The organism is Arthrobacter paludis (genome assembly GCF_056782315.1).
Window position 1 is genome coordinate 66,395 of sequence record NZ_JBXAEW010000013.1, and the last position, 23,848, is coordinate 90,242.

The following is a 23,848-nucleotide window of genomic DNA, read 5'->3' on the forward strand; positions in this document are numbered from 1 at the left end:
CGTGGCGGCCCGCATCGAGAACCTGGTGACCTCCGGGACGTTCAGCCTGGACGGCGGCACCTGGGACGTGGACAACAACGTCTGGATCGTCGGCGACGACTCCGAGGTCTTCGTGATCGACCCCGCCCACGACCCGGAGGCCATCGCCCGGGCGGTGTCCGGGCGCACGGTCAAGGCCGTGCTGCTCACGCACGGCCACGACGACCACATCCGGCACGCGCGGGACTTCGCGGACCGGGTGCAGGCGCCCGTGTACCTGAACCCGGCCGACCAGATGCTCTGGGAGGACGTGTTCCCGGGGACGCAGCCGGACGCGGCCATCGCGGACGGGGACGAGTTCGAGGTCGCCGGGACGTCGCTGACGGCCCTGCACACCCCGGGCCACTCCCCCGGCTCGACGTGCTTCCACGCGCCGGACCTGGGTGTCCTGTTCTCGGGGGACACGCTGTTCAACGGCGGTCCCGGCGCGACCGGGCGCTCGTACAGCGACTTCGGGACGATCATCGACTCGATCCGGGACCGGCTCCTGCCCCTTCCCGCGGAGACCGTGGTGAACACCGGCCACGGGGACCCCACCCGGATCGGCGACGAGGCGCCGAACCTGCAGGAGTGGATCGACCGCGGCCACTAGGCCGTTCGAGCGGACGACGACGGCGGCGCCGGTTCCCCTGGGGGCCGGCGCCGCCGTCGTGTCTGGGCCGGGGCCCGGCCCAGGCCGGCCCGGGACGGCTCCCCCGCCGCGGGCCTCTCCCGAGGGGGCGGGCGGGCTCCTAGCGGCCCAGGACCAGGGTGTGCGCGGCGTAGGCGTCCAGCAGCGCGGACTCGGCGTCGGCCACCGTGGTGCCCGGCACGAGGTCCGCGACGGACCCGGCGGTCGCGGGCGCGAACGGCAGGCCGAGGGCGGCGTACACGTCCTCGAGGACCGCCCGCACGGGACCCGAGTCCTCGACGACGAAGACGCTCGCGAAGAGCCAGGCCCCGGAGACGACCCGCTGCGCCGTGCCGACCAGTTTGACCGGCGAGGCCGCCGAGGACCGCGGCCCCGGGATGCCGTGCACGCTGTACTCGCCCGCGCAGTACTCCCCCGGGATCTCGCCGACGGCGGCGTCGGCCCCCAGCGTGCGCAGCGCGTCGGCATACAGGGCGCCCAGCGCCTTGAAGCGCAGCTGGTGTCCCATCATGGCCTCGTCCGCGCGCTCCGCGTGGTCCACGATCAGCGTCCCGCGGTGGTAGGCGGCGGCGCGGCCGCCGGCCTTGCGCACGACCGGCGCGAACCCCGCGGCGCGGGCGGCGGCGACGGCGGCCGCGTAGCCCGGCAGCCTGACGTCGCGCTGGCCGAACGCCAGCGTCGGGTCCGGGCGGTACACGCGCACGGTCGCGGGGCGTTCGCCGTCGCGCACCTGGGCGAGCAGTTCGAGCCCCGCGTGGAGGTCGGCCTCGGGGTCCCCGGAGGGCTCGCAGCGCCAGAGGTGCAGGGGCGCGTCGGCCCCCGGGTTCCACACGGTCATGGTCCCGATTCTAGGTGGGCCGCCCGGTCGCCGCCGCCGCGGCCCTACTGACCGGGCATGGGGCGGACCGTCAGGATCTGCTCGCTGCGGCCGAACGGCCCCTCCACGTCGTGCAGGACCGAGGAGGTCAGGCCGATGCCGTCGGCCCCGTAGGTCTGCTGGGCCTGCAGGCCGAGCCACTCCCCCACGGGGGCGCGGTGCATGTGGATCTGCAGGTCCACGTTGGGGAACATCCACGAGGCCGGGCCGGGCGCCACCCGCGGCGCCACGCCGTTGGCCGTGTCCACCATCCCGAGCAGGCGCACGATCGGCGCCGTCGCCGCCGTCGCGGACACCATCGCGTAGGGGTTCCGCATCCACACGATGCCGCGGCCGGGGCGGTGCCCCGGGGCCACGCGGAAGTCCAGGGACTCGATGTAGCCACCGGGCCACGGGGACATCCCGTCCCAGGCCGGCAGCTGCTCCGGGTGGGCCACCGCCTCGTCCTCGAGCGCGGCCACCGGGGCGCTGTCGAGGGTCTTCAGGCGCCACGCCCGGGCCACGATGCACGTCCGCCCCCGGGCCACCATCTCGGCCTCGATCAGCTCGATCGTCCGGCCCGGGCGCAGCATCCGCGTCCGCACCTCGAACTCTCCGCCGTGGATGATGCCCAGGATGTCCAGGCTCATCCGGGCCATCCGCGCGTCCTCGCGGGGCTCGAACGCCTCCAGCTCGTGCACCAGCACCCCGGTGGCCGGGGCCATGTGCTGCTCGTGGGGGTTCCAGGCGCCCTGGGCGTGCACCGTGGAGCGGTAGCGCCCCTGGCCCAGGGACTCGTAGTAGAAGTCTCCGGTGGCCAGTTCGGGCAGTCCGGCGGCCGTGGCGGTCTCCGTCATCAGGCGTCCTTTCGCGGGGGTCCGTGCGTCGGCCCCAGCCTATCCGGAGTGGCGCCCGCCACGGCCCACCGGTCCGCTCCCGGGGCCTCCCCGCGTCACCGACCCGGGTGGCACACTCGGAACCATGCGCGAACTCGTGGTCCTTGGCACGGCCTCCCAGGTCCCGACCCGGGACCGCAACCACAACGGCTACCTGCTCCTCTGGGACGGCCAGGGCCTGCTCTTCGACCCCGGGGAGGGCACGCAGCGCCAGCTCACCCACGCCGGCGTCGGCGCCAGCCGGATCACCCGCATCTGCCTCACGCACGTGCACGGCGACCACTGCTACGGCCTGCCCGGCGTGTTGTCCCGCATGGCGCTCGACGGCGTCGAACACCCGGTCCACCTGCACTACCCCGCGTCCGGCGACGCGGTCGTCCGCGCGCTCGTGTCCGTTGCGACGCCGGGACTCGACCTGCGGCTGCATCCGCACGGGGCCGCGGGCCCGATTGCCGCGGACCTGGAGGTGGAACCCCTGGCGCACCGCATCGAGACGTACGGCTACCGGCTCGCGGAGCCGGACGGGCGGACGCTCCTGCCTGACCGGCTCGCGGGGGCCGGGGTCTCGGGCCCCGACGTCGGCCGCCTGCAGCGCGAGGGGCGCCTGGGGACGCTGCGGCTGGAGGACGTCAGCGTTCCCCGCCCCGGCCAGCGGTTCGCCTTCGTCATGGACACCGCCCCCTGCGACGGCGCGCAGCGCCTGGCCGAGGGGGCCGACCTGCTCGTGGCGGAGTCCACGTTCGACGACGGCGACGCCGAACTCGCGGAGCGCTACCGCCACCTCACCGCCGGCCAGGCGGGGGCCCTGGCCCGGCAGGCGGGGGCGGAGACGCTCGTGCTCACGCACTTCTCGTCCCGCTACGCCGACGTCACGCCCCTGGCCGGACAGGCGCGGGCGCGGGCCGGGGCGGCCGCCGTCGTCCCCGCCCGCGACCTGGACCGGATCGGCATGCCGCCCCGGCGCCGCGCCGCGCGGGTCAGTTCGCCGAGACCGACGTGACCCAGGCCGCCTTCGTCGGCAGGGCGCTGCGGAAGGCCGAACCGGTGATGGTCTTGGTCGCGCCCGTGCTGCTGCGCGCCGTGGCGGAGCGGATGGTCAGGTCCGCGTTGCGGGAGACCGAGACGGAGACGATGTCCCGCATCCCGAACGCGGCGGCGACCTTGGTCTGCGACGCCGTGTAGCTCCACGCGCGGTTCGGGTTCCCGGAGGCGGAGGAGACCGAGTAGGCGTCGCCGCGGGACTGCAGGTAGTCGTGGTGCGAGCCCCAGACGCTCTGCGCGGACCGGGTCTTGCCGCCGGACGAGGAGAAGTAGACGGCGTCGATGAGCCGCCCCGCGTACTTGACGACGGTCGCCGAGACCGGCGTCCCGCTGCGCTTGGACTGCGTGGCGTCCACGGCCTGCTTCCAGCGGTCGCCGCCGTAGCCGTTCTCCTTCGCCCAGCCCGTGAACTTCTGGGAGGCGACCTCGTCGTAGACGTTGCAGCCGCACGAGGAGCGGACCGAACCCATGTTCCGCATCGCGTAGGTGCGCCCGGCGATGGCCTGCGCCTGCAGTGCGGCCGGACGCCAGCTGGAGGGCATCTCCGCCAGGCCGTAGAGGTACTCGTCGTTCATGCGCAGCTCGTTGACCACATTGAGCCGGCTGTTCAGGACGGAGACGGTCAGCTTGCCGTGGCGGTAGACGCCGGTGGCGTAGCCGCCGTCGGCCTTCGGGACGGAGACGGTGGTCGCCGCCGATCCGGTGGTCCAGAACCGGGTGTTCTCCCACTGGACCGTCAGCGGCCCGGTGACCGTGTGCGACTTGGTTCCGACGGTCGCGACGACCCGGGTCCCGGAGACCTTGAGCTGGACGGCGCCGGAGGTCGTCGCCAGGACAGTCGAGCCGCTCAGGATGCGCAGGCGCCCGTTGGACGGGGTCACGGAGGTTGCGGACGTCGAGAGCAGCTGGACCTTGATGTTGCTGGACGCGTAGTCGGAGCTGGTGGACGCGTAGGCGGGATCGTAGTAGTGCTCGAGGATCTCCTCGGCGCTGGCCCCGGCTACGGCCATGCCCTGGGCCCCGTACTGGCTCATCCCGACACCGTGGCCCCAGCCGGCCCCGCGGATGGTGAAGGACGAGGGGACCGTGGTTCCGCCGACGGTGCCGGTGGGCGCGACGTCGGCGGACCCGGACGGCTGCACGTACTCGCGGGAGACCCAGCCGGTCAGGCCGTTGGCCGTCACCTTGTACCAGGTGCTCCAGGCCCCGTGGATCGCCACGGGGGTCCCCTCGGGCAGCACGGCCAGGACGCGGTGGGACGTGGAGCCGCCCGCGCGCAGGTTCAGGTTCGCGGTGGTCTCGTAGCCGGTCGTGGGGGCCTTTTCGGGCGCCGGGGCGGGTTCCGGGGCGGGCGCGGGTTCCGGAGCCGGGGCCGGCGCCGCCGACGCCGGCTGGACATAGGCCCGGGAGACCCACCCTGTCACGGTGCCCGTGGTGATCTTCTCCCACGTGCTCCACGACCCCAGCACGGCCACCGCGGTGCCCTTCGGCAGGACCGTGATCACGGCGTGGCTGGCCGAGCCGCCCTTGCGCACGTTCAGGTTCGCCGTCGTCCGGTGCGTCTTCTCCGGCGCCGGGGCGGGTTCCGGTTCCGGAGCCGGGGCCGCCGACGCCGGCTGGACGTAGGCCCGGGAGACCCACCCGGTCACGGTGCCCGTGGTGATCTTCTCCCACGTGCTCCACGACCCCAGCACGGCCACCGCGGTGCCCTTCGGCAGGACCGTGATCACGGCGTGGCTGGCCGAGCCGCCCTTGCGCACGTTCAGGTTCGCCGTCGTCCGGTGCGTCTTCTCCGGCGCCGGGGCCGTCGTCGGGGCCGTCGCCGTCGTGCGCTTGACGTACGCGCTGGAGACCCAGCCGGTGTACTTGGCCGTCGACACCTTGTGCCAGGTCCGCCAGGACCCGAGGATCGTCACCGAGGTGCCCTTCGGAAGGACCGTGATGACCCGGTGGCTTGCGGAGCCGCCGGTGCGGAGGTTGAGGTTCGCGGTGGTCACCCCCGTGGAGGACAGCGCTGCGGGCACGAGCACGGAGCCAGCCGCGGCAGCCGGTGCCGCGGGGGCCGCGGCGGCGGGGCCGGCGGCGAGGACCGAGGCGGTCAGGGTAGCGACGGCCAGGTGGTGGAGGCGCTGCACACTGCGAGAGGGCATGGGCGTGGGAGGCTTTCGGTTCGTGGGCGCGGTCCGGGTCGCCCGGGATCATCCGGGCGTGGTCGGGGCGGCAGTCCCGCCGCAGCGGGGCCCCGGCCGGAGCCGGACCTGGCCGATTGGCCTAGAACAATCCTAGGGGCGGACCGGTCGACGACACGGGCGCTTGCGCCGATCTTGAGGAAGGTCTGCGGATCTTGCCCGTTCCTTGGGTTGAGCTCGCCCCTCAACAACAAAGCGGCCGCCCTCCCTAGTGGGAGAGCGGCCGCTTCGGAGCTGGCCGGATCAGACTGCGCGGACCGCGGAAGCCTGCATGCCCTTGGGGCCCTGGGTCGCCTCGAAGGAGACCTTCTGGTTTTCCTGCAGCTCCTTGAAGCCGGAGCCCTCGATGGCGGAGAAGTGCACGAAGATGTCGGCGGAGTTGTCGTCCGGAGCGATGAAGCCGAAGCCCTTCTCAGCGTTGAACCACTTAACGGTACCGGTGGCCATGGTGGCCTCTTTTCTGTGGGAGCGTACCCGCGGGGATCCCCGCGGGGGCGAAGCGGCATGTTGCGAACCGCTTCTCGACGCCCCGTTCGGCCCCGCGGGGCCGCCCGGTCCGCAAATTCGACGGACTTACTGCTAGTACTACTTCTGTTAACAGCATACGGCACGGATCGGGCGGGCGATGACGCCCCAGCGGACCGCCGATCCGGCCGGCGGTGCCGCCGGCCGCTAGAAGTCCCAGTCCTCGTCTTCGGTGTTCACGGCCTTGCCGATGACGTAGGAGGAGCCGGAGCCGGAGAAGAAGTCGTGGTTCTCGTCGGCGTTGGGGCTCAGCGCGGAGAGGATGGCCGGGTTCACGTCGGTGACCGACGTCGGGAACATCGCCTCGTAGCCCAGGTTCATCAGGGCCTTGTTCGCGTTGTAGTGCAGGAACTTCTTGACGTCCTCGCTCAGGCCCACGCCGTCGTACAGGTCGTGGGTGTACTGGACCTCGTTCTCGTACAACTCGAACAGCAGCTCGAAGGTGTAGTCCTTCAGCTCCTGGCAGCGGGCCTCGTCGACGCGCTCGAGCCCCTTCTGGTACTTGTAGCCGATGTAGTAGCCGTGCACGGCCTCGTCGCGGATGATCAGGCGGATCAGGTCGGCGGTGTTGGTCAGCTTGGCCCGCGACGACCAGTACATCGGCAGGTAGAAGCCCGAGTAGAACAGGAACGACTCCAGCAGGGTGGAGGCGACCTTCTTCTTCAGGGGGTCGTCGCCGTGGTAGTAGCCCTCGACGATGGTCGCCTTCTTCTGCAGGCTCTCGTTCTCCAGCGACCAGCGGAACGCGTCGTCGATCTCCTTCGTGGAGCACAGGGTCGAGAAGATCGAGGAGTAGGACTTGGCGTGGACCGACTCCATGAACGCGATGTTCGTGTAGACGGCCTCCTCGTGCTGGGTCAGCGCGTCCGGGATCAGCGACACGGCGCCGACGGTGCCCTGGAGCGTGTCGAGGAGGGTCAGCCCCGTGAACACGCGCATGGTGAGCGTCTGCTCCTCCGGCGTGAGCGTGGCCCACGACTGGACGTCGTTGGACAGCGGCACCTTCTCCGGCAGCCAGAAGTTGTTGACGAGGCGGTTCCACACCTCGACGTCCTTCTCGTCCTGGATCCGGTTCCAGTTAATGGCCTGCACGTGCCCGTGCAGCGCGACCTTCTCGGTCATGTCCTCCCCTGACTTCCCTGGGTTTGTGTCTTAAGCGTACGACGGCGGGCGTGGGCCGCCCGCTGTCGCACCTGGCCTGCTAGTCCGCGGCGGCTACAGCATGCAGCTGACGCAGCCCTCCACCTCGGTGCCCTCGAGCGCGAGCTGGCGGAGGCGGATGTAGTAGATCGTCTTGATCCCCTTCTTCCACGCGTAGATCTGCGCCTTGTTGATGTCGCGGGTGGTGGCGGTGTCCTTGAAGAACAGCGTCAGGGACAGGCCCTGGTCCACGTGCTGCGTCGCGGCGGCGTACGTGTCGATGATCTTCTCGTAGCCGATCTCGTAGGCGTCCTGGTAGTACTCCAGGTTCTCGTTCGTCAGGTAGGGAGCCGGGTAGTAGACGCGCCCGAGCTTGCCCTCCTTGCGGATCTCGATCTTCGACGCCACGGGGTGGATCGAGGAGGTCGAGTTGTTGATGTAGGAGATCGAGCCGGTCGGCGGCACGGCCTGGAGGTTCTGGTTGTAGATGCCGTGCTCCATGACCGAGGCCTTCAGCGCCCGCCAGTCGTCCTGCGTCGGGATGTGCGTCTCCCCGAAGAGCTCCCGCACCCGCTCGGTGGCCGGGGCCCACTCCTGCTCGGTGTACTTGTCGAAGAACTCCCCCGACGCGTACTGCGAGTCCTCGAAGCCGCCGAACGGGCTGCCGGTCTCGATCGCCATCCGGTTGGAGACCCGCAGGGCGTGGTACAGCACCGTGTAGAAGTAGATGTTCGTGAAGTCCAGGCCCTCCTCGGAGCCGTAGTGGACGCGCTCCCGGGCCAGGTAGCCATGCAGGTTCATCTGGCCCAGGCCGATGGCCCGGGAGGACCGGTTGCCCTCGGCGACGGAGGGGACGGACGCAATGTAGGACATGTCGGCGACGGCGGAGAGCGCGCGGACCGCGGTCTCGATGCTCTGGCCGAAGTCCGGCGAGTCCATGGTCTTGGCGATGTTCATCGACCCGAGGTTGCAGGAGATGTCCTTGCCGACGACGTCGTAGGTCAGGTCCTCGTGGTAGGTCGACGGGGACGAGACCTGCAGGATCTCCGAGCAGAGGTTGCTCATGATGATCTTGCCGGCGATGGGGTTGGCCCGGTTCACCGTGTCCTCGAACACGATGTAGGGGTAGCCGGACTCGAACTGGATCTCCGCCAGCGTCTGGAAGAATTCGCGCGCGTTGATCTTGGTCTTCTTGATCCGGGCGTCGTCGACCATCTCGTAGTACTTCTCGGTGACGGAGACGTCGGAGAACGGCATGCCGTAGACGCGCTCGACGTCGTAGGGCGAGAACAGGTACATGTCCTCGTTGCGCTTGGCGAGGTCGAACGTGATGTCCGGGACCACCACGCCCAGCGAGAGGGTCTTGATCCGGACCTTCTCGTCCGCGTTCTCGCGCTTGGTGTCGAGGAAGCGGTAGATGTCCGGGTGGTGCGCGTGCAGGTACACGGCGCCCGCGCCCTGGCGCGCCCCGAGCTGGTTGGCGTAGGAGAAGGAGTCCTCGAGGAGCTTCATCACCGGGATGACGCCGGAGGACTGGTTCTCGATCTGCTTGATCGGCGCGCCGTGCTCGCGGATGTTCGTCAGCGACAGGGCGACGCCGCCGCCGCGCTTGGACAGCTGCAGCGCGGAGTTGATGCCGCGGGCGATCGACTCCATGTTGTCCTCGATGCGCAGCAGGAAGCAGGAGACGAGCTCGCCGCGCTGCTTCTTGCCGGCGTTGAGGAACGTCGGCGTGGCCGGCTGGAAGCGGCCGCCGATGATCTCGTCCACGAGCCGGCTGGCGAGCTCCTCGTCGCCCCGGGCGAGGTGCAGGGCAACCATGCAGACGCGGTCCTCGTAGCGCTCCAGGAACCGCTTCCCGTCGAAGGTCTTGAGCGTGTAGGAGGTGTAGAACTTGAACGCGCCGAGGAACGTCTCGAAGCGGAACTTCTGCGCGTAGGCCTGCTTGAACAGGTCGCGGATGAAGTTCATCGTGTACTGGTCGAGCGTCTCCCGCTCGTAGTAGTCGTTCTTGACCAGGTACTCGAGCTTCTCGTCGAGGTCGTGGAAGAACACGGTGTTGTTGTTGACGTGCTGCAGGAAGTACTGGCGGGCCGCGGCACGGTCGGCGTCGAACTGGATCTTGCCGTCGGGCCCGTACAGGTTCAGCATCGCGTTGAGCTCGTGGTAGCCCAGGCCCTGCCAGGCGGCGGGGAGCTCCTTGCCGTCCTGCTTCACGGCCGGCTCTGAGACTGTTGTGTCCAAAACTCTTCCAATCCTCGCTTCACGTTGGACACGTCTTCCTGCGTGCCCATGAGTTCAAATCGATACAGCAGCGGCACGTCGCACTTGGCCGCGATCTTCCGGGCCGCCAGGCAGTAGGCGGTGCCGAAGTTGGTGTTCCCCGCGCCGATCACGCCGCGCAGCAGCGCCCGGTTGCGCGCGTCGTTGAGGAACCGCATGACCTGCGGGGGGATGGAATGCCGCCCGTCCTCCCCGCCGTAGGTGGGCAACAGGAGGACGAACGGCCTCGTGGCCACGAGGGCCGGTTCGCGCGGGTAGAGGGGGACGCGGGCGGCGTCCACGCCCAGCTTCTCGACGAAGCGGTGCGTGTAGCCCGACGCGGACGAAAAGTAGACGAGCCGGCTGCGCGTTGTGCGTTCAGGCTCCGTGCCGAAGCCGTTGCGCGGCGCCACCGCGTGGGTGGAGGGCATCTGATCGCCTCCGTGGGGTTCGTGGGTGGGCCGGTCCCCTAGGCGACGGACGAGGCCGCGGCCTCCAGCCCGGCGATCTTGTCCGGGCGGAAGCCCGACCAGTGGTCGGCGTCGGTGATGACGACCGGGGCCTGCATGTAGCCCAGGGCGCGCACGCGCTCGAGGGCCTCGGGGTCCTGGGAGATGTCGACGCTCTGGTAGGCGATGCCCTTCTTGTCCAGTGCGCGGTAGGTGGCGTTGCACTGAACGCAGGCGGGCTTCGTGTACACAGTGACGGTCATGTCAGTGCTCCCCTCATGCAGTCTGGTGGGTGTGGTTTGTGGTCTTCCGGTCGGAGGCCGGCCGCTCCGGCGCCTTCGCCGCAGCCGGTCCGCCGGCCGGTCTTCCCCGGCCGGGGCCCTGGGGGCCTCCAACGGAATCGATACTACATGTTGTGTGGGCCCCCGACGGGAACCCCAAGATGTTGTCTTACAAGTATGTCATTCCCCGGGCCCCGAGTCCACATGCCCTGTGGAGAAAAGGGCCACTTTCTGCCCCGGAATCGCGCGCTTCACGGCTCCCGGTCCACAAGCTGTGGAGGGCGGATGCACAGATCGAAATGGGTGCGTGTCGCGCCCGGCTCGGCGTGTCGCCCCGGTGCGCTCCGCCCGCCGCGCAGGCCGCCGCCGCGTGGCCGGTGCGCGCTCCGCGCCGCCCCTCCCCCCCACACGCGGACAGGCCCCGCGCCATCGCGCGGGGCCTGTCCAGTGTTCTTCCGTTGTCGTGGAGGTAAGGGGATTCGAACCCCTGACCTTCTGCATGCCATGCAGACGCGCTACCAACTGCGCCATACCCCCGAAAAGGGTGCCGCCCCCGGTTCCCCGTGGACAACTCGTCCATCATACGGGCCGCCCGAGCGGGCGCGCAAATCGGCCCCCCGGGCCGCCACCTACCCCGTGGCGGCCTGGTCCTCGGCGCCGGACGCGCCCTCGATGCCGGGCAGGTCGATCTGCGGGCAGTCGCTCCACAGGCGGTCCAAGGCGTAGAAGACGCGGTCCTCGGCGTGCTGGACGTGGACGACGACGTCGACGTAGTCCAGCAGCACCCAGCGGCCCTCGCCCCGGCCCTCGCGGCGGACCGGCGTCGAGCCGTGCTTCTTGGACACGGCCTCCTCGATGCCGTCGACGATGGCGTTGACCTGGCGCTCGCTCGACGCGGACGCGATCAGGAACGCGTCGGTGATGCCGAGCCGCTCGCTGACGTCGATCGCCACGATGTTCTCGGCCAGCTTGTCGGCGGCGGCCGTCGCGGCGGTGCGGATGATGTCCAGGGATTGCTCGATGGCGGCCACTGGTGCTCCTTGCTTGGTGGGAAGTCGGTCCGCGGCTAGGGCGCGGTGAGGATCATGACGAGTCCGCCGATGAAGGCGATCCCGCCGAGGGCGAGGGCGGCGACGACGGCGGCGGTCACGAGCCGTGCCCGCCGCGCCCCCGCCGTGAGGTAGTCCAGCGGGTCGAGGCCCTGGGCGGCCCGGGCGCTGACCGGGTCCGCCCCGTTCTCCTCGTCCTGGCCCCGGATGCGCCCGCCCGCGGCAGGCGCGGCCAGGGTTTTCCGCGGCGGCAACTCGACGGTGAAGCCGGTCGTGGGCGGGCCCTTGACCCCGGTGTTGGCCAGGTCCCGCTCGGCCTGCTGCTCGCTGATGCGGTGCATGGCCCCGGTGAACGGGTCCGACCGCAGCTGCTGGGCGCGCTGGGTGTTGGCTTGCTCGAGGCGCTTGCGCTCGGCAATCCGGCGGTTGATGACCGCAGCCCGGGCGGCGTGCTCGCGCTGCCTGGCCAGCGTCTCGAGGTTGATCAGCCCCGTGTCGTCGGCGAGCAGGGCGTCCGGGTCGGCCTCGCCCGCGGCGGCCTGGCGCTGCGCGAGCGCCTCCTCGACGGAAATGGCCTCCGAGGGGCTCTCGGCCGCGTCGGCGGCCGTGCCGCCGGCGGTCGGGCCGGAGGGCTGTTGCCCCTCCTTCGCCGCCACCGCCCGCTGGCGCAGCTGTCTCCGGGTCAGTGGCGCCTCCTCGGCCGCGGGCGACGGCGGCCCCGCCGCCTCCCCGAGCTCGCGCTGAAGCCGCAGCGCCTGGCGGTCCCGGGCCCGCTGCAGCGAGGAACGCTCGGGACGGGCGGTTCCGTCCCCGGCGTCCGGTCGGGTGCCGGCGGGATCGGCACCGGCTGCCGACGGGCCCTCGCCGGCGCCCGGGCTGGCGTTGGCGGGATCGACACCGGGCACGGGCCGGCCCTCTCCGGCGTCATCCGGACCGGCACCGGCTGCGGACGGGCCATCCGCGGCGTCCAGGCTGGCGCCGGTGGGATCGACACCGGGTGCCGGCGGGCCCTCGCCGGCATGCGACTGCTCGGCCTCGCGCTGGGCACGCAGTTCGCGGCGCGTCAGCGGCCGCCTCTGCTCCTCGGTCATCGTGTCCTTCCCGGCTACGGCCCCTCAGGGCCGCCGTCGTCCCGATACAACTTGTACTTGGCGATGTACTGCACGACGCCGTCCGGCACGAGGTACCAAACCGGCTCATGGGCGCGGACGCGGTCGCGGCAGTCCGTGGAGGATATCGCCATCGCGGGCACCTCCAACAGGCTCACGTCCTGCCGTCCCAGGTCCGGCAGCTCGTGGCCCGGGCGCGTGACCCCAACGAAGTGGGCCAGGGACCACAACTCGTCGATGTCCTTCCAGGACATGATCTGCTCCAGGGCGTCGGCGCCCGTAATGAAGAACAGCTCCGCGTTCGGCCGCAGCCGGCGCAGGTCCCGCAGGGTGTCGATCGTGTACGTCGGCCCGGGCCGGTCGATGTCGACCCGGCTGACGGTGAACCGTGGATTCGCCGCCGTGGCGACGACCGTCATCAGGTACCGGTCCTCGGTGTGCGACACCCGGCGGTGGGTCTTCTGCCACGGCCGGCCGGTGGGCACGAACACGACCTCGTCCAGGTCGAACTTGGACGCGACCTCGCTGGCCGCGACCAGGTGGCCGTGGTGGATCGGGTCGAAGGTGCCGCCCATGACCCCCAGGCGGAACGGCCGCTCGGACCGTTCCGCGACAGGCAGGCTAGTGATGGCCGTGCTTGTTGGGGTGCTGGCGGTGCTGGTCGGCGACCTCGGCGTGCGCCTCGTGGCGGCGGCCGACGTTCGTGAAGGACACGGTGATGAACAGCATCACCAGGAACGCCGCCATGATGCCGCCGCCCACCAGAAGGGCCGCAGTCCCGGCGCCCTCGGCCTCTGCCTCGGCGGCGCTGGCCAGCACCAGTGCAAACGCGTTCGTCATGGTTCTCCTTGGTCTCGGTGCGCCGGCGGTCCAGGGGCTCCCCGGGCGGCGCGGTCTCGGTAGTCGTACCTATCGTACCCAGCGCGGTGCGCGGGCTACGAACGCACGTGCCCGTCGCCCTGCACGATCCACTTGGTGGTCGTCAGCTCGCGCAGGCCCATCGGGCCGCGGGCGTGCATCTTCTGCGTCGAGATCCCGACTTCGGCCCCAAGCCCCAGCTGTCCCCCGTCCGTGAAGCGGGTGGACGCGTTGACGATGACGGCGGCGGAGTCGACCTCCGCGGTGAACCGCTCGGCGTTGGCGAGGCTGTTGGTCAGGATCGCCTCCGTGTGCCCGCTGGAGTAGCGGCGGATGTGCTCGATCGCCGCGTCGAGGCCGTCGACCACGGCGACGGCGATGTCCAGGGACAGATACTCGGTCTCCCAGTCCTCCGCGGTGGCCGGCACGGTCGGCGTCTCCCCGGCAATCTCGGCGGCGCGGGCGTCGGCGTGCAGCGTGACGCCCGACTGCGCGAGCGCGGCCAGGACGGCGGGCGCCGCCTGGGCCTTGGGGTGGAGCAGCACCGTCTCGACCGTGTTGCAGACCGAGGGGCGCTGCGTCTTGGCGTTGAGGAGGATGTCGACGGCGGCCTGCGGGTCAGCCGACTCGTCGACGTAGATGTGCACGTTGCCCTCGCCGGTCTCGATGACGGGCACGCGCGCGTTCGTGACGACGGACTGGATGAGGGACCGGCCGCCGCGCGGAATCAGCACGTCGACCTGGCCGCGGGCCGCCATGAGGGCGTTGGCCCCGTCGCGGCCGTACGCGTCGACGCTCTGGACGGCGTCGGCGGGCAGGCCCGCCTCGGCCAGGGCCGCGCGGATGGTGGCCACGAGCTCGGCGTTGGTGTGCTCGGCCGCGGACCCGCCGCGGAGCAGGACGGCGTTGCCGCTCTTGATGGAGAGGCCGGCGATGTCGACCGTGACGTTGGGGCGGGCCTCGTAGATGGCGCCGACCACGCCCAGGGGCACGTGGACCTGGCGCAGGCGCAGTCCGTTGGGCAGGGTCTGCCCGCGCTCGACGCCACCGACGGGGTCCGGCAGCCCGCCCAGCTCGTGCAGGGCCGTGATCAGCCCGTCGATCCGCGCGTCGTCCAGGGCGAGGCGGTCCAGGAGGGCCTCCGAGGTGCCGCCGGCGCGGCCCCGCTCGAGGTCGCGGCCGTTGGCGGACAGGATCTTGGCCCGATCGGCGTCCAGGGCGCCCGCGATGGCGGCGAGCGCGCGGTCCTTCGCGTCGCGCGTCGCCCCGGCGAGGACGCGGGCGGCCTCCCGGGCCCGCCCGGCCATGGCCGACACGCCGTCCACGGCCTCCTGCGGGACGTGCGGCGCCGTGGCGGCGTCGGTCGCGGGGGGCTGGGGGGCGGCATCGGTGTACTGCGTCATGCGTCCATTCTAGTCGGCGGAGCCGCGCCTTCCGGCGCGGGCGTCCTGGCCGACGACGACGAGGTCGTCGACGTGGACCACCTCGCGCTCGTAGTGGGAGCCTAGCGAGCGGGCGAGCTCGCGCGTGGAGCGGCCGAGCATCTCCGGCAGCTCGGCGGCCGAGTAGTTCACGAGCCCGCGCGCGACGGTCGCCCCGTCCAGGGAGGAGAGTTCGACGGCGTCGCCGGCCTCGAAGTCCCCTTCGACCGAGGTGATGCCCGCGGGCAGCAGTGACCGGGACCCGGAAGCCACGGCGGCGACCGCGCCGTCGTCCAGGACGAGGCGCCCCTGCGTGCTCGCGAGGTGGGCGAGCCACAGGTGGCGGGCCGAGCGGCGGACGCCCCGGGCCGCGAACCAGGTGCCGACGTTCTCCCCGGCCAACGCCGCGCCGGCATTGGCGGTGGACGTCACGAGCGCGGGGATGCCCTGTTCCGCGGCCATGCCGGCGGCCTGGACCTTGGTGGCCATGCCGCCGGTGCCCACGCCGGCCTTCCCTGTGGAGCCGATGTCGACGCCCTCCAGGTCGGCGGGCCCGTCGACGCGGGGGATGCGCTGGGCGCCCCGGGTCGGCGGCCCGTCGTAGAGCGCGTCGACGTCGGACAGGAGCACGAGGGCGTCCGCCTTGACCAGGTGAGCCACCAGGGCGGCGAGCCGGTCGTTGTCCCCGAAGCGGATCTCGTGGGTGGCCACGGTGTCGTTCTCGTTCACGACCGGCACGACCCCGAGGGCCAGGAGCCGGTTCAGCGCCCGGAATGCGTTGGCGTACTGCTGGCGCCGGATCAGGTCGTCGGCGGTCAGCAGCACCTGCGCGACCGTGATGCCGTGGGCCGCGAAGGCCTGGGTGTACCGCGCCATGAGCAGGCCCTGCCCGACGCCGGCGGCGGCCTGCTGCGTGGCCAGGTCGCGGGGCCTGCGGGCCAGCCCCAGCGGGGCGAGCCCCGCGGCGATCGCTCCGGAGGAGACGAGCACCAGTTCGGTGCCCGCGTTCCGGACGGCCGAGAGCCGGTCGACGAGCTCCGCCAGGGCGGGCACGGAGATCCCCCCGCCGACCGTGGTCAGCGACGACGATCCAACCTTGACGACCACCCGGGTGGCCCGGGGCAGGTCGGTGCGTTCGGAGACGGCCGACGGCCGCCGGTTCTGCCGCATCCCTACTCGCCGCCCCCCGGCTTCCGGTGCCGGTAGTTCACGGACTCGGTCCAGATGCCGGCCTTGCGCTCGGCCTCGAGCTCGGCGCGGGCCGCCGCCTTGGCGTCCTTGCGCTCCTGGTGCTCCTGCTTCTTCTGGGCGCGCGTCGGCCGCTCGGCGTCGTCGAGGCGCAGGTCCGTCCCGCGCGGGCCGGCGAGCAGCTCCGCGCCGGCGGCGAGCGTCGGCTCCCAGTCGAAGACGACGCCGTCGTCGTCCGCGCCGATGACGACGGCGTCCCGCGGCTTCGCCCCGGCCTTGAAGAGCGCGTCCTCCACGCCGAGCTTCATGAGCCGGTCGGCGAGGTACCCGACGGCCTCGTCGTTGGCGAAGTCGGTCTGCTGCACCCAGCGCTCGGGCTTCTCGCCGCGGACCCGGAACAGCGGCTCGAGCCCGCGCTCCTCGCGCTTGATCGTGAAGCCGCGCTCGTTGACGGCGCGCGGCCGCAGGACCTCGACCTTGGCGCGCACGGGGTGGGCCTCGCGGCGGGCGCGCGCCTCCGCGACGAGCTCGGCCATGGCGAAGGACAATTCGCGCAGCCCGGTGCGGGCCAGTGCCGAGACCTCGAAGACGCGGTAGCCCCGGGACTCGAGCTCGCCGCGGACGAACTCGGCCATCTCGGCGCCGTCGGGCATGTCGGTCTTGTTCAGGGCGACCAGACGGGGGCGCTCGTTCAGGGGCAGGACGGTGCCGTCCGCGCCGGCGAACGACGCGTCCGTGGCGTAGGCGGCCAGCTCGGCCTCGATGGTCTCGAGGTCCGAGATGGGGTCGCGGTCCGACTCCAGGGAGGCGCAGTCCAGGACGTGGACCAGGGCGGCGCAGCGCTCGACGTGCCGCAGGAACTCCAGCCCGAGACCGCGGCCCTCGCTCGCCCCCGGGATGAGGCCGGGCACGTCCGCGACGGTGAAGCGCGTCTCCCCCGCCTGCACGACGCCCAGGTTCGGCACCAGGGTCGTGAACGGGTAGTCGGCGATCTTGGGTCGCGCCGCGGACAGCGCGGCGATCAGCGACGACTTGCCCGCGGACGGGTAGCCGACGAGGGCGATGTCCGCCACGGTCTTCAGCTCGAGGACGACGTCGCGCTCCCGGCCGGGGATCCCCAGCAGGGCGAAGCCCGGGGCCTTGCGCTTCTGCGACGAGAGGGCCGCGTTGCCGAGGCCGCCCTGTCCGCCCGCGGCGGCCACGTACTCGGTCCCCGCGCCGACCAGGTCGGCGAGGATGTTCCCGTCGCGGTCCTTGACCACGGTCCCCTCGGGGACCGGGAGCACCAGGGGCTCGCCGTTGCGGCCGTGGCGCAGGCCGCCCATGCCGGGCTGGCCGTTGCCGGCATGCCGGTGCGGCGAGTGGTGGTACGACAGCAGGGTGGTGGTCTGTTCGTCCACCCGGAGCACGACGTCGCCGCCGTCGCCGCCGTTGCCGCCGTCCGGCCCGCCGAGTGGCTTGAACTTCTCACGGTGGATGGAGACGCACCCGTGCCCCCCGTTGCCACCCGCGAGGTGGAGGACCACGCGGTCCACGAATGCTGCCACTATCGGCCTCCTGTTGGTGCTGGGGGTGGGGACGGGACGGGCCGGGCGGCCGGTGCCGAAACACCGGGAGGGTGGGCCGTATGGCCCACCCTCCCGGCGGATGTCACTGGTGATGCCGTGCTAGTCGGCGGCCACGATGTTCACGACGCGGCGGCCGCGGCGCGTGCCGAACTCGACAGCGCCGGCGCTCAGGGCGAACAGGGTGTCGTCCTTGCCGCGGCCGACGTTGGCGCCCGGGTGGAAGTGGGTGCCGCGCTGGCGAACGATGATCTCGCCGGCCGAGACGACCTGGCCGCCGAAGCGCTTCACGCCCAGGTACTGCGCGTTGGAGTCGCGGCCGTTGCGAGTGGAGCTCGCGCCCTTCTTATGTGCCATGGTATGTGCCTACCTTCGATTCGGGTTTGTCGCTTCCGTCGCCCTAGGCGATGGAGGTGACCTTGACCTTGGTCAGCGCGGAGCGGAAGCCCTGGCGCTTCTTGTAGCCGGTCTTGTTCTTGTACTTCTGAATGACGATCTTGGGACCGCGGAGGTTCTCGACGACCTCGGCCGTGACCTTGACCTTGGACAGGTCGGAGGCGTCCGAGGTGACCTTCTCGCCGTCGACCAGCAGCAGCGCCGGAAGCTCGATGGTGCCGCCGGTCGCCACGGGAACGCGGTCAAGGGTCACGAGGTCTCCGACGGAAACCTTTTCCTGGCGGCCGCCTGCGCGGACAATCGCGTACACCACTTGGGAACTCACTTCTCTCGACGTTTGGAACATGTGCTGCGCCCGCCCACGCGCCGTGCGGCGGCGATTGCGCTGTGCAGTGACGCCGAGCGAAAAACGGATAGCTGGCGTTCGCACCGAAGATCTAGATTACGCTACGACGTTGCGCCGGGGCAAATACCCGCTGCCCCGGCGCGTCGTCAAGGGGGTCGGCCCTAGAGTTCCGACGCCGGCACGCCGACGCCGAGGACGGTGGGCGCCCCGCCGTCGGCCGCGGTCCCGGCGCCGGCGGCCGGCTCGGCCTCGGCGAGCGAGGCGCGGAGCGTCGCGCCCTCGCCGGAGCGCTGCCCCGACGGCGCCTCGCGGCGTTCGATCGGGGCGTCGGCGGTGCCCTGGGGGCTGCTCGCGGCGCGGTTGCCGCGTGCGCGGCGCGCACGGCGCGTTTCCCCCGTTCCGGCGTCCGCGGACCCTGCGGCGGGCGACGCGGGGACGACGGCGGCGGCCGGCGCCGGTTCCCGGCGCGCCTCCTGCCGGGCCGTGGCCGCCGGAGCCGCGGGCGGCGTCCCGCCCGCCGCCGGCTGCGGCTCGGAACCGCGGGGGGCCTCCGCCGGGGCCTGGGCGTCGAAGGCCGCGCTCAGGCTGTCCAGGGTCAGCTCGGGGCTGGTGGCGGGGCTGCTCGAGGACCGGCGGCGGCGGGAGCGGGGCAGCCGCACCCGCTCCCCCGCGATGTCGAGCTCGGGCGATACGGCCTGGGCCTGGCCGTCCGCCGCGCCGGCCGCCGCGGGCTGGGACTCCCGCCCGCCGCCGTCGGGCGCCGTGCGCCCGGCGGCCGTCGCCTCGGGCGCCCCTGCGCCCTGGCCGGCGTGCTCGGAGTGGGCGTCCTCGTGCTCGTGGGCGGCATGGGCAGCGGCAGCGATGTTCGCGAACGCGGCCCGGGCCGCGTTGGCCTTGGCCTCCTGCTCGGGGTCCTGGCGCGGCTGCTCGGCCGGCTTCTGCGGCTCCTTCTCCGCGCGGTTGCGGCGCCGCCGCTCGGCCCGGCTGGTCTTCTCCCCCTTCGGGGCCTGCGGCTCGCCCTGCGAGGTGAAGGCGCGCCGGTGCTCGACGGGCTCGTCGTGGGTGATGACGCCGCGCCCGCTGCAGTGCTCGCAGGACTCGCTGAAGACCTCGAGCAGGCCGGTGCCCATGCGCTTGCGCGTCATCTGGACCAGCCCGAGGGAGGTCACCTCGGCGACCTGGTGCTTGGTGCGGTCGCGCCCCAGGCACTCGACGAGCCGCCGCAGGACCAGGTCGCGGTTCGACTCCAGGACCATGTCGATGAAGTCGATGACGATGATCCCGCCGATGTCCCGCAGCCGCAGCTGCCGCACGATCTCCTCCGCGGCCTCCAGGTTGTTCTTGGTGACGGTCTCCTCGAGGTTGCCGCCGCTGCCGGTGAACTTGCCGGTGTTGACGTCGATGACCGTCATGGCCTCGGTCCGGTCGATCACCAGCGAGCCGCCCGAGGGCAGGAACACCTTCCGGTCCAGGGCCTTGTGGATCTGCTCGTCGATCCGGTGGCCGGCGAAGATGTCGTCCTCGCCCTCCCACTGCTCGAGGCGCGAGAGCAGGTCCGGCGCCACGTACGTCACGTAGGCCTCGATGGTGTCCCAGGCCTGCTCGCCCGAGACGACCAGCTTGGAGAAGTCCTCGTTGAAGACGTCCCGCACGACCTTGATGGTCAGGTCCGGCTCCGCGTAGAGCAGCTCGGGCGGGGTCGTCTTGGTCGACTTGGACTTCGACTCGATGGTCTCCCACTGGGCGCGCAGGCGGTTGATGTCGTTCATCAGCTCCTGCTCGCTGGCCCCCTCCGCCGCCGTGCGCACGATGACGCCGGCGTTCTCCGGGAGGTGGTCCTTGAGGATCTTCTTCAGCCGGCTGCGCTCGACGTCGGGCAGCTTCCGGGAGATCCCGGTCATGGATCCGCCGGGGACGTACACGAGGTAGCGGCCGGGCAGCGAGATCTGGCTGGTCAGGCGCGCGCCCTTGTGTCCGACGGGGTCCTTGGTCACCTGGACCAGGACCGAGTCGCCGGACTTGAGCGCGTGCTCGATGCGGCGCGGCTGGCCGTCCAGGCCGGCCACGTCCCAGTTGACCTCGCCGGCGTAGAGGACGGCGTTGCGGCCGCGCCCGATATCGATGAACGCCGCCTCCATGGAGGGCAGCACGTTCTGGACGCGCCCGACGTACACGTTGCCGATCAGGGAGTCCTGCTGGGTCTTGGAGACGAAGTGCTCGGCGAGGACGCCGTCCTCGAGCACGCCGATCTGGATCCTGTCGTCGCGCTGCCGCACCACCATCTGGCGGTCGACGGATTCGCGCCGGGCGAGGAACTCGGCCTCGGTGATGACGTGCCGCCGGCGGCCGGTCTCGCGGGACTCGCGCCGCCGCTGGCGCTTGGCCTCCAGGCGCGTCGAGCCCTTGACGCTGGCGACCTTGTTGGAGGCCGGCGCCTCGGAAGCCTGCCGCGGGCCGCGCACGCGCGTCACCGTGTTGGGCGGGTCGTCGTCGTGTCCCCCGCTGAGCTCGAGGTCGGCCTCCCCGCGCCGACGGCGGCGGCGACGGCGGGAGCTGACCTCCCCGCCCTCGCCCGGGGTCTCCGACTCGTCCTGGTCTCCGGCCTCCGCGGCCGGCTCGGCGGAGCCCGAGCGCGACCGGGAGCGGCGGCTCGACCGGCCGCGGCCCTGCCCCGGCTCGGCGTCGCCCTCGTCCTCCGACCCGGCGGACCGGGTGGCGACGACGGCGGCCAGGTCGGGCGCGTGGAACAGCAGCCCTCCCGGCGCGTGCGGCACGGCGAAGGGGTCCGCGGCCGCCGGGTCCCCTGCGTCGGGGTCGGCACCGGGAGCGGGGGCCTCGGCCTCCGCTGCGGCAGCGCCGGAGGGGGCGGCCGGCGCGTCCTGCGCGGTGCCCTGCTCGGCGGCGGCGGTTCCGCGTGGCCGCCGGGTCGTCGCCTCGGCCGGCTCCGGCGCACCGGCCGCAGCCTGCGTGGCCTCCGCGGAAGGCGCAGCGTCCTGGCCCGCGGTGCCCGCCTCAGCCGCGGCATCGTCCTGGGCGGCGGCCGGCGCGGCCTTGCGGGTGCGGGTCGCGCGCTTCCGGACGGGCTTGGCCGGCTCCTCGGCCGGGGCGGCCTCCCCCGCCGCCGGCGCGGGCGCCCCGCCGGCGGCGCCGGCCTCCACGGCGGTGGAAGCCTCGGGCTCGGCCTTGGGCTTGCGGGCGCGGGTCGCGCGCTTCCGGACGGGCTTGGCCGGCTCCCCGTCCGCTCCCGCCTGTGCCTGCTCGGGCGCGGGGGCCGCGGCGGCCTCCGCCGCCTCCGGGGCGACGGCGGCCTCGGGCTCGGCCTTCGGCTTGCGGGTGCGCGTCGCGCGCTTGCGGGCGGGGCGCTCGGGATCCGGGCCCGTCCCGGTGTCCGCCTGGGCGACCGCGTCGCCCGCGTCGGCGGCCGGGGCGGCCTGTGCCTCCGCGGCGGCCGGGGCCGTGGTGTCCGTCCGGGGTGCGGCGGATTCCGCCGAGTCCGCCGCGGGTTCCTGCGTGTCGTGGTGCTGTTCCATCTGGCGCCATATTCCTGCCCGGGGAGTTCCCCCACAGCAGGACCCGCCGGACATTCTTGTACGGAACGCGTGGCACGGGGCCTTCCGCGTCCCGGAAGCCGTTCACTATCCCCCGGGGAGCACCGTCTTGCGGGTGCGAGCCGTCCCGGGGAACCAGCGGCGCCTGTCCCCGCGTGCCGCTTTCCGTTGCGGCGGCCGCCGGCGGTTTTCAGCGGTGCGCCCTACGACGGCGCCACCTGTCCTGATCCTTCGCCAGCGGGCTGGGAAGCCTGTCGCTGGGCCGACCGGGGACTGTGGTTCCCCGCTCGGCCGCGTCCATTCTCTCACACGCCCGGCGCTCCGCCACGGAACGGGCCTAGAATCGAGCCACGCGACCGGGCCGCGGGCCCTGAAGGAGGGATCGTGCAGCACCACCACCTGGCCAATCCCGGGACCGACGGGGCGGGCGGACCCCGCTGGGCGGCGGACCGGGCCTTCGGCTGGCTCGCACTGGTGGCCGGCGTGGTGTCGTTCGCCGCCTCGTGGGTCCTCGTCCTGGAGCGCATCGCGCTGTACCTGGATCCCGGACACACCACCAGCTGCGACCTGAGCCCCTGGGTCTCGTGCGGGACCGTCATGCGCTCCTGGCAGGCGGGGGTGTTCGGCTTCCCCAACCCGCTGATCGGCATCGTGGGCTTCGCCGTCGTCTTCGCCATCGGCGTATCCCTCGCCGCCGGCGCGCGCTTCCCCCGCTGGTACTGGTGGGGCTTCCAGGCCGGGATCACGTTCGCGTTCGGCTTCGTCGTGTGGCTGTGGTCCCAGGCGGTCTACGACATCTTCGCGCTTTGCCTGTACTGCATGGTCGTCTGGGCGATGGTCATCCCCCTGTTCGTCTACACGACCGCGCGCAACATCGTCCGCGGCGTCATCCCGGCCCCGCCGGCCCTGCGCCGTCTGGCCGCGGAGTGGGCGTGGGTGGTCGCCGTGCTCCTGCTGGTGCTGTGCGCCGGCTCCGTCTTCCTGCGCTTCATCGGCGTGTTCCTCGGCGGGTAGCCGCGTCCCGGTCCCGCGCGTCGGGCGGGACGACGGCGAAGGCCCGGCACCGGGGCATGGAGCCCCGGTGCCGGGCCTTCGGTGCGGCCAGCCGTGCGGAAACGGCTACGCGCCGAACCAGATGCCGATCTCGCGCTCGGCGGATTCCGGGGAGTCCGAGCCGTGGACGAGGTTCTGCTGGACCTTCAGCCCCCAGTCGCGGCCGAAATCGCCGCGGATCGTGCCGGGCGCCGCGGAGGTGGGGTCGGTCGCGCCGGCGAGGGAGCGGAAGCCCTCGATGGCCCGCTCGCCCTCGAAGACGGCGGCCACGACCGGGCCCGAGAGCATGAACTCCACGAGCGGCTCGTAGAACGGCTTGCCCACGTGCTCCTCGTAGTGGCGCTCCAGCTGGGCGCGGGTAGCCTGGACGTGCTGCAGCCGGGCCAGGCGGTAGCCCTTGGCCTCAACGCGGGCCAGGATCTGGCCGGTCAGGCCGCGCTGCACGCCGTCCGGCTTGACGAGGACCAGGGTGCGTTCGGTGGACACGGGTGTGCTCCTTACGGTTCGGGGTTGTCGCTTCGATCCTAAACGGCGCCCGCGGGCGGGGCCTGCCCGCCGTCACCGCCGCCGTCCGTGCGGGGGTGGGTGCGCTCCCACTCGAGCTGCTCGCGCTCGCGCCGGGCGTTCTCCAGGTCCAGCGAGCGGCCCTTGACGACCGCGTACGCCCACGCGGCCGCGAACAGCACCCCGACCAGGAACATCAGCGGTTCGACGAACCCGAGCAGGATGAGGACTAGCTGGATGCCCCAGCCGATGCGCAGCCCGAGCGGCCGCTTGAGCAGGGCGCACGTGGCGATGCACAGTGCCGCGAGGACGAGCCCGCCGGCGACCGTGGCGGGCACGGGAATCCGGTCGCCGTACAGGCCGGCGATGCCCATGGTCGCGAACAGGACCACGAACGCCTCGAGCGTCAGCACGGTCGAGCCGAACATCACCCGCACGGACCGGGGCTTCTTCCGCATCCCGGGGCGCCATTCGCGCTGTGCCTTGGTCATGCGTGCCATCG

At 72.3% G+C, this 23,848-nt stretch carries 23 protein-coding genes and 1 tRNA gene; 3 read left to right on the forward strand and 21 right to left on the reverse strand.

The window, feature by feature from the left end; translation table 11 throughout:
* The first annotated feature begins 1 nt into the window (after window position 1).
* Window positions 2–631 carry an MBL fold metallo-hydrolase gene (locus tag AC1Q5D_RS12335; RefSeq protein ID WP_481738756.1) on the forward strand — a complete coding sequence of 210 codons (630 nt, stop codon included), beginning with the start codon at window positions 2–4 and terminating at the stop codon, window positions 629–631.
* 139 nt (window positions 632–770) lie between these two features.
* Here the strand turns inward: AC1Q5D_RS12335 and AC1Q5D_RS12340 are convergent, their stop codons facing one another.
* Together AC1Q5D_RS12340 and AC1Q5D_RS12345 are read right to left on the reverse strand one after the other, a co-directional pair.
* Entirely contained in the window at window positions 771–1,508 is a 738-nt protein-coding gene (locus tag AC1Q5D_RS12340; RefSeq protein ID WP_481738757.1) for a lipoyl protein ligase domain-containing protein, read from the reverse strand.
* Between the two features lie 44 nt (window positions 1,509–1,552).
* Complete coding sequence (locus AC1Q5D_RS12345; RefSeq protein ID WP_481738758.1) at window positions 1,553–2,383, reverse strand: thioesterase family protein; 831 nt, start codon at window positions 2,381–2,383, stop codon at window positions 1,553–1,555.
* Window positions 2,384–2,507: 124 nt separating this feature from the next.
* On the opposite strand from AC1Q5D_RS12345, the gene AC1Q5D_RS12350 reads away from it, so the two are divergent.
* Window positions 2,508–3,422, forward strand: a complete 915-nt coding sequence (locus tag AC1Q5D_RS12350) for a ribonuclease Z (protein ID WP_481738759.1) — start codon at window positions 2,508–2,510, stop codon at window positions 3,420–3,422.
* Here AC1Q5D_RS12350 and AC1Q5D_RS12355 read toward each other — a convergent pair.
* The 17 genes from AC1Q5D_RS12355 to AC1Q5D_RS12435 form a co-directional block, all read right to left on the reverse strand.
* A complete protein-coding gene (locus AC1Q5D_RS12355) occupies window positions 3,400–5,613 on the reverse strand; it encodes an SH3 domain-containing protein (protein WP_481738760.1) in 2,214 nt (737 codons plus the stop codon). The genes AC1Q5D_RS12350 and AC1Q5D_RS12355 overlap by 23 nt on opposite strands.
* A gap of 282 nt (window positions 5,614–5,895) precedes the next feature.
* A complete protein-coding gene (locus AC1Q5D_RS12360; RefSeq protein WP_481738761.1) occupies window positions 5,896–6,099 on the reverse strand; it encodes a cold-shock protein in 204 nt (67 codons plus the stop codon).
* Window positions 6,100–6,324: 225 nt separating this feature from the next.
* Window positions 6,325–7,299 (reverse strand): class 1b ribonucleoside-diphosphate reductase subunit beta, encoded by a 975-nt coding sequence (gene nrdF / locus AC1Q5D_RS12365; RefSeq protein ID WP_481738762.1) that lies wholly within the window; start codon window positions 7,297–7,299, stop codon window positions 6,325–6,327.
* Between the two features lie 93 nt (window positions 7,300–7,392).
* Entirely contained in the window at window positions 7,393–9,534 is a 2,142-nt protein-coding gene (gene nrdE / locus AC1Q5D_RS12370; protein ID WP_481738763.1) for a class 1b ribonucleoside-diphosphate reductase subunit alpha, read from the reverse strand.
* Window positions 9,531–10,010: a class Ib ribonucleoside-diphosphate reductase assembly flavoprotein NrdI gene (gene nrdI / locus AC1Q5D_RS12375; RefSeq protein ID WP_481738764.1), complete on the reverse strand. Its 480-nt coding sequence runs from the start codon at window positions 10,008–10,010 to the stop codon at window positions 9,531–9,533. Before nrdI ends, nrdE begins: the two co-directional genes overlap by 4 nt.
* A gap of 38 nt (window positions 10,011–10,048) precedes the next feature.
* A complete protein-coding gene (nrdH, locus tag AC1Q5D_RS12380; RefSeq protein WP_481738765.1) occupies window positions 10,049–10,291 on the reverse strand; it encodes a glutaredoxin-like protein NrdH in 243 nt (80 codons plus the stop codon).
* A gap of 482 nt (window positions 10,292–10,773) precedes the next feature.
* Window positions 10,774–10,846, reverse strand: a tRNA-Ala gene (locus tag AC1Q5D_RS12385).
* A 92-nt stretch (window positions 10,847–10,938) separates the two neighbouring features.
* Window positions 10,939–11,340: a ribosome silencing factor gene (rsfS, locus tag AC1Q5D_RS12390; protein WP_481738766.1), complete on the reverse strand. Its 402-nt coding sequence runs from the start codon at window positions 11,338–11,340 to the stop codon at window positions 10,939–10,941.
* A 35-nt stretch (window positions 11,341–11,375) separates the two neighbouring features.
* Window positions 11,376–12,449 carry a hypothetical protein gene (locus AC1Q5D_RS12395; RefSeq protein WP_481738767.1) on the reverse strand — a complete coding sequence of 358 codons (1,074 nt, stop codon included), beginning with the start codon at window positions 12,447–12,449 and terminating at the stop codon, window positions 11,376–11,378.
* 14 nt (window positions 12,450–12,463) lie between these two features.
* On the reverse strand, window positions 12,464–13,087 hold the full coding sequence (gene nadD / locus AC1Q5D_RS12400; RefSeq protein WP_481738816.1) for a nicotinate-nucleotide adenylyltransferase: 624 nt from the start codon (window positions 13,085–13,087) through the stop codon (window positions 12,464–12,466).
* 1 nt (window position 13,088) lies between these two features.
* Window positions 13,089–13,307, reverse strand: coding sequence for a hypothetical protein (locus tag AC1Q5D_RS12405; protein WP_481738768.1), 219 nt, complete (start codon window positions 13,305–13,307; stop codon window positions 13,089–13,091).
* A 95-nt stretch (window positions 13,308–13,402) separates the two neighbouring features.
* Window positions 13,403–14,728 (reverse strand): glutamate-5-semialdehyde dehydrogenase, encoded by a 1,326-nt coding sequence (locus AC1Q5D_RS12410; protein WP_481738769.1) that lies wholly within the window; start codon window positions 14,726–14,728, stop codon window positions 13,403–13,405.
* Window positions 14,729–14,737: 9 nt separating this feature from the next.
* Window positions 14,738–15,916, reverse strand: a complete 1,179-nt coding sequence (gene proB / locus AC1Q5D_RS12415) for a glutamate 5-kinase (RefSeq protein WP_481738770.1) — start codon at window positions 15,914–15,916, stop codon at window positions 14,738–14,740.
* Between the two features lie 2 nt (window positions 15,917–15,918).
* The gene (obgE, locus tag AC1Q5D_RS12420) at window positions 15,919–17,481 is read right to left on the reverse strand and encodes a GTPase ObgE (RefSeq protein WP_481738771.1); all 1,563 of its coding nucleotides are present in this window, start codon (window positions 17,479–17,481) and stop codon (window positions 15,919–15,921) included.
* Window positions 17,482–17,601: 120 nt separating this feature from the next.
* Window positions 17,602–17,856: a 50S ribosomal protein L27 gene (gene rpmA, locus AC1Q5D_RS12425; protein WP_481738772.1), complete on the reverse strand. Its 255-nt coding sequence runs from the start codon at window positions 17,854–17,856 to the stop codon at window positions 17,602–17,604.
* A 43-nt stretch (window positions 17,857–17,899) separates the two neighbouring features.
* Window positions 17,900–18,208, reverse strand: a complete 309-nt coding sequence (gene rplU / locus AC1Q5D_RS12430) for a 50S ribosomal protein L21 (RefSeq protein WP_481738773.1) — start codon at window positions 18,206–18,208, stop codon at window positions 17,900–17,902.
* Between the two features lie 194 nt (window positions 18,209–18,402).
* Complete coding sequence (locus AC1Q5D_RS12435; protein WP_481738774.1) at window positions 18,403–21,771, reverse strand: Rne/Rng family ribonuclease; 3,369 nt, start codon at window positions 21,769–21,771, stop codon at window positions 18,403–18,405.
* Between the two features lie 402 nt (window positions 21,772–22,173).
* Here AC1Q5D_RS12435 and AC1Q5D_RS12440 point away from each other — a divergent pair, with 402 nt between their 5' ends.
* Window positions 22,174–22,803 (forward strand): vitamin K epoxide reductase family protein, encoded by a 630-nt coding sequence (locus AC1Q5D_RS12440; protein ID WP_481738775.1) that lies wholly within the window; start codon window positions 22,174–22,176, stop codon window positions 22,801–22,803.
* Between the two features lie 105 nt (window positions 22,804–22,908).
* Here the strand turns inward: AC1Q5D_RS12440 and ndk are convergent, their stop codons facing one another.
* Window positions 22,909–23,328, reverse strand: coding sequence for a nucleoside-diphosphate kinase (gene ndk / locus AC1Q5D_RS12445; RefSeq protein WP_481738776.1), 420 nt, complete (start codon window positions 23,326–23,328; stop codon window positions 22,909–22,911).
* A gap of 38 nt (window positions 23,329–23,366) precedes the next feature.
* Entirely contained in the window at window positions 23,367–23,846 is a 480-nt protein-coding gene (locus AC1Q5D_RS12450; protein ID WP_481738777.1) for a DUF4233 domain-containing protein, read from the reverse strand.
* Window positions 23,847–23,848 lie beyond the last annotated feature (2 nt).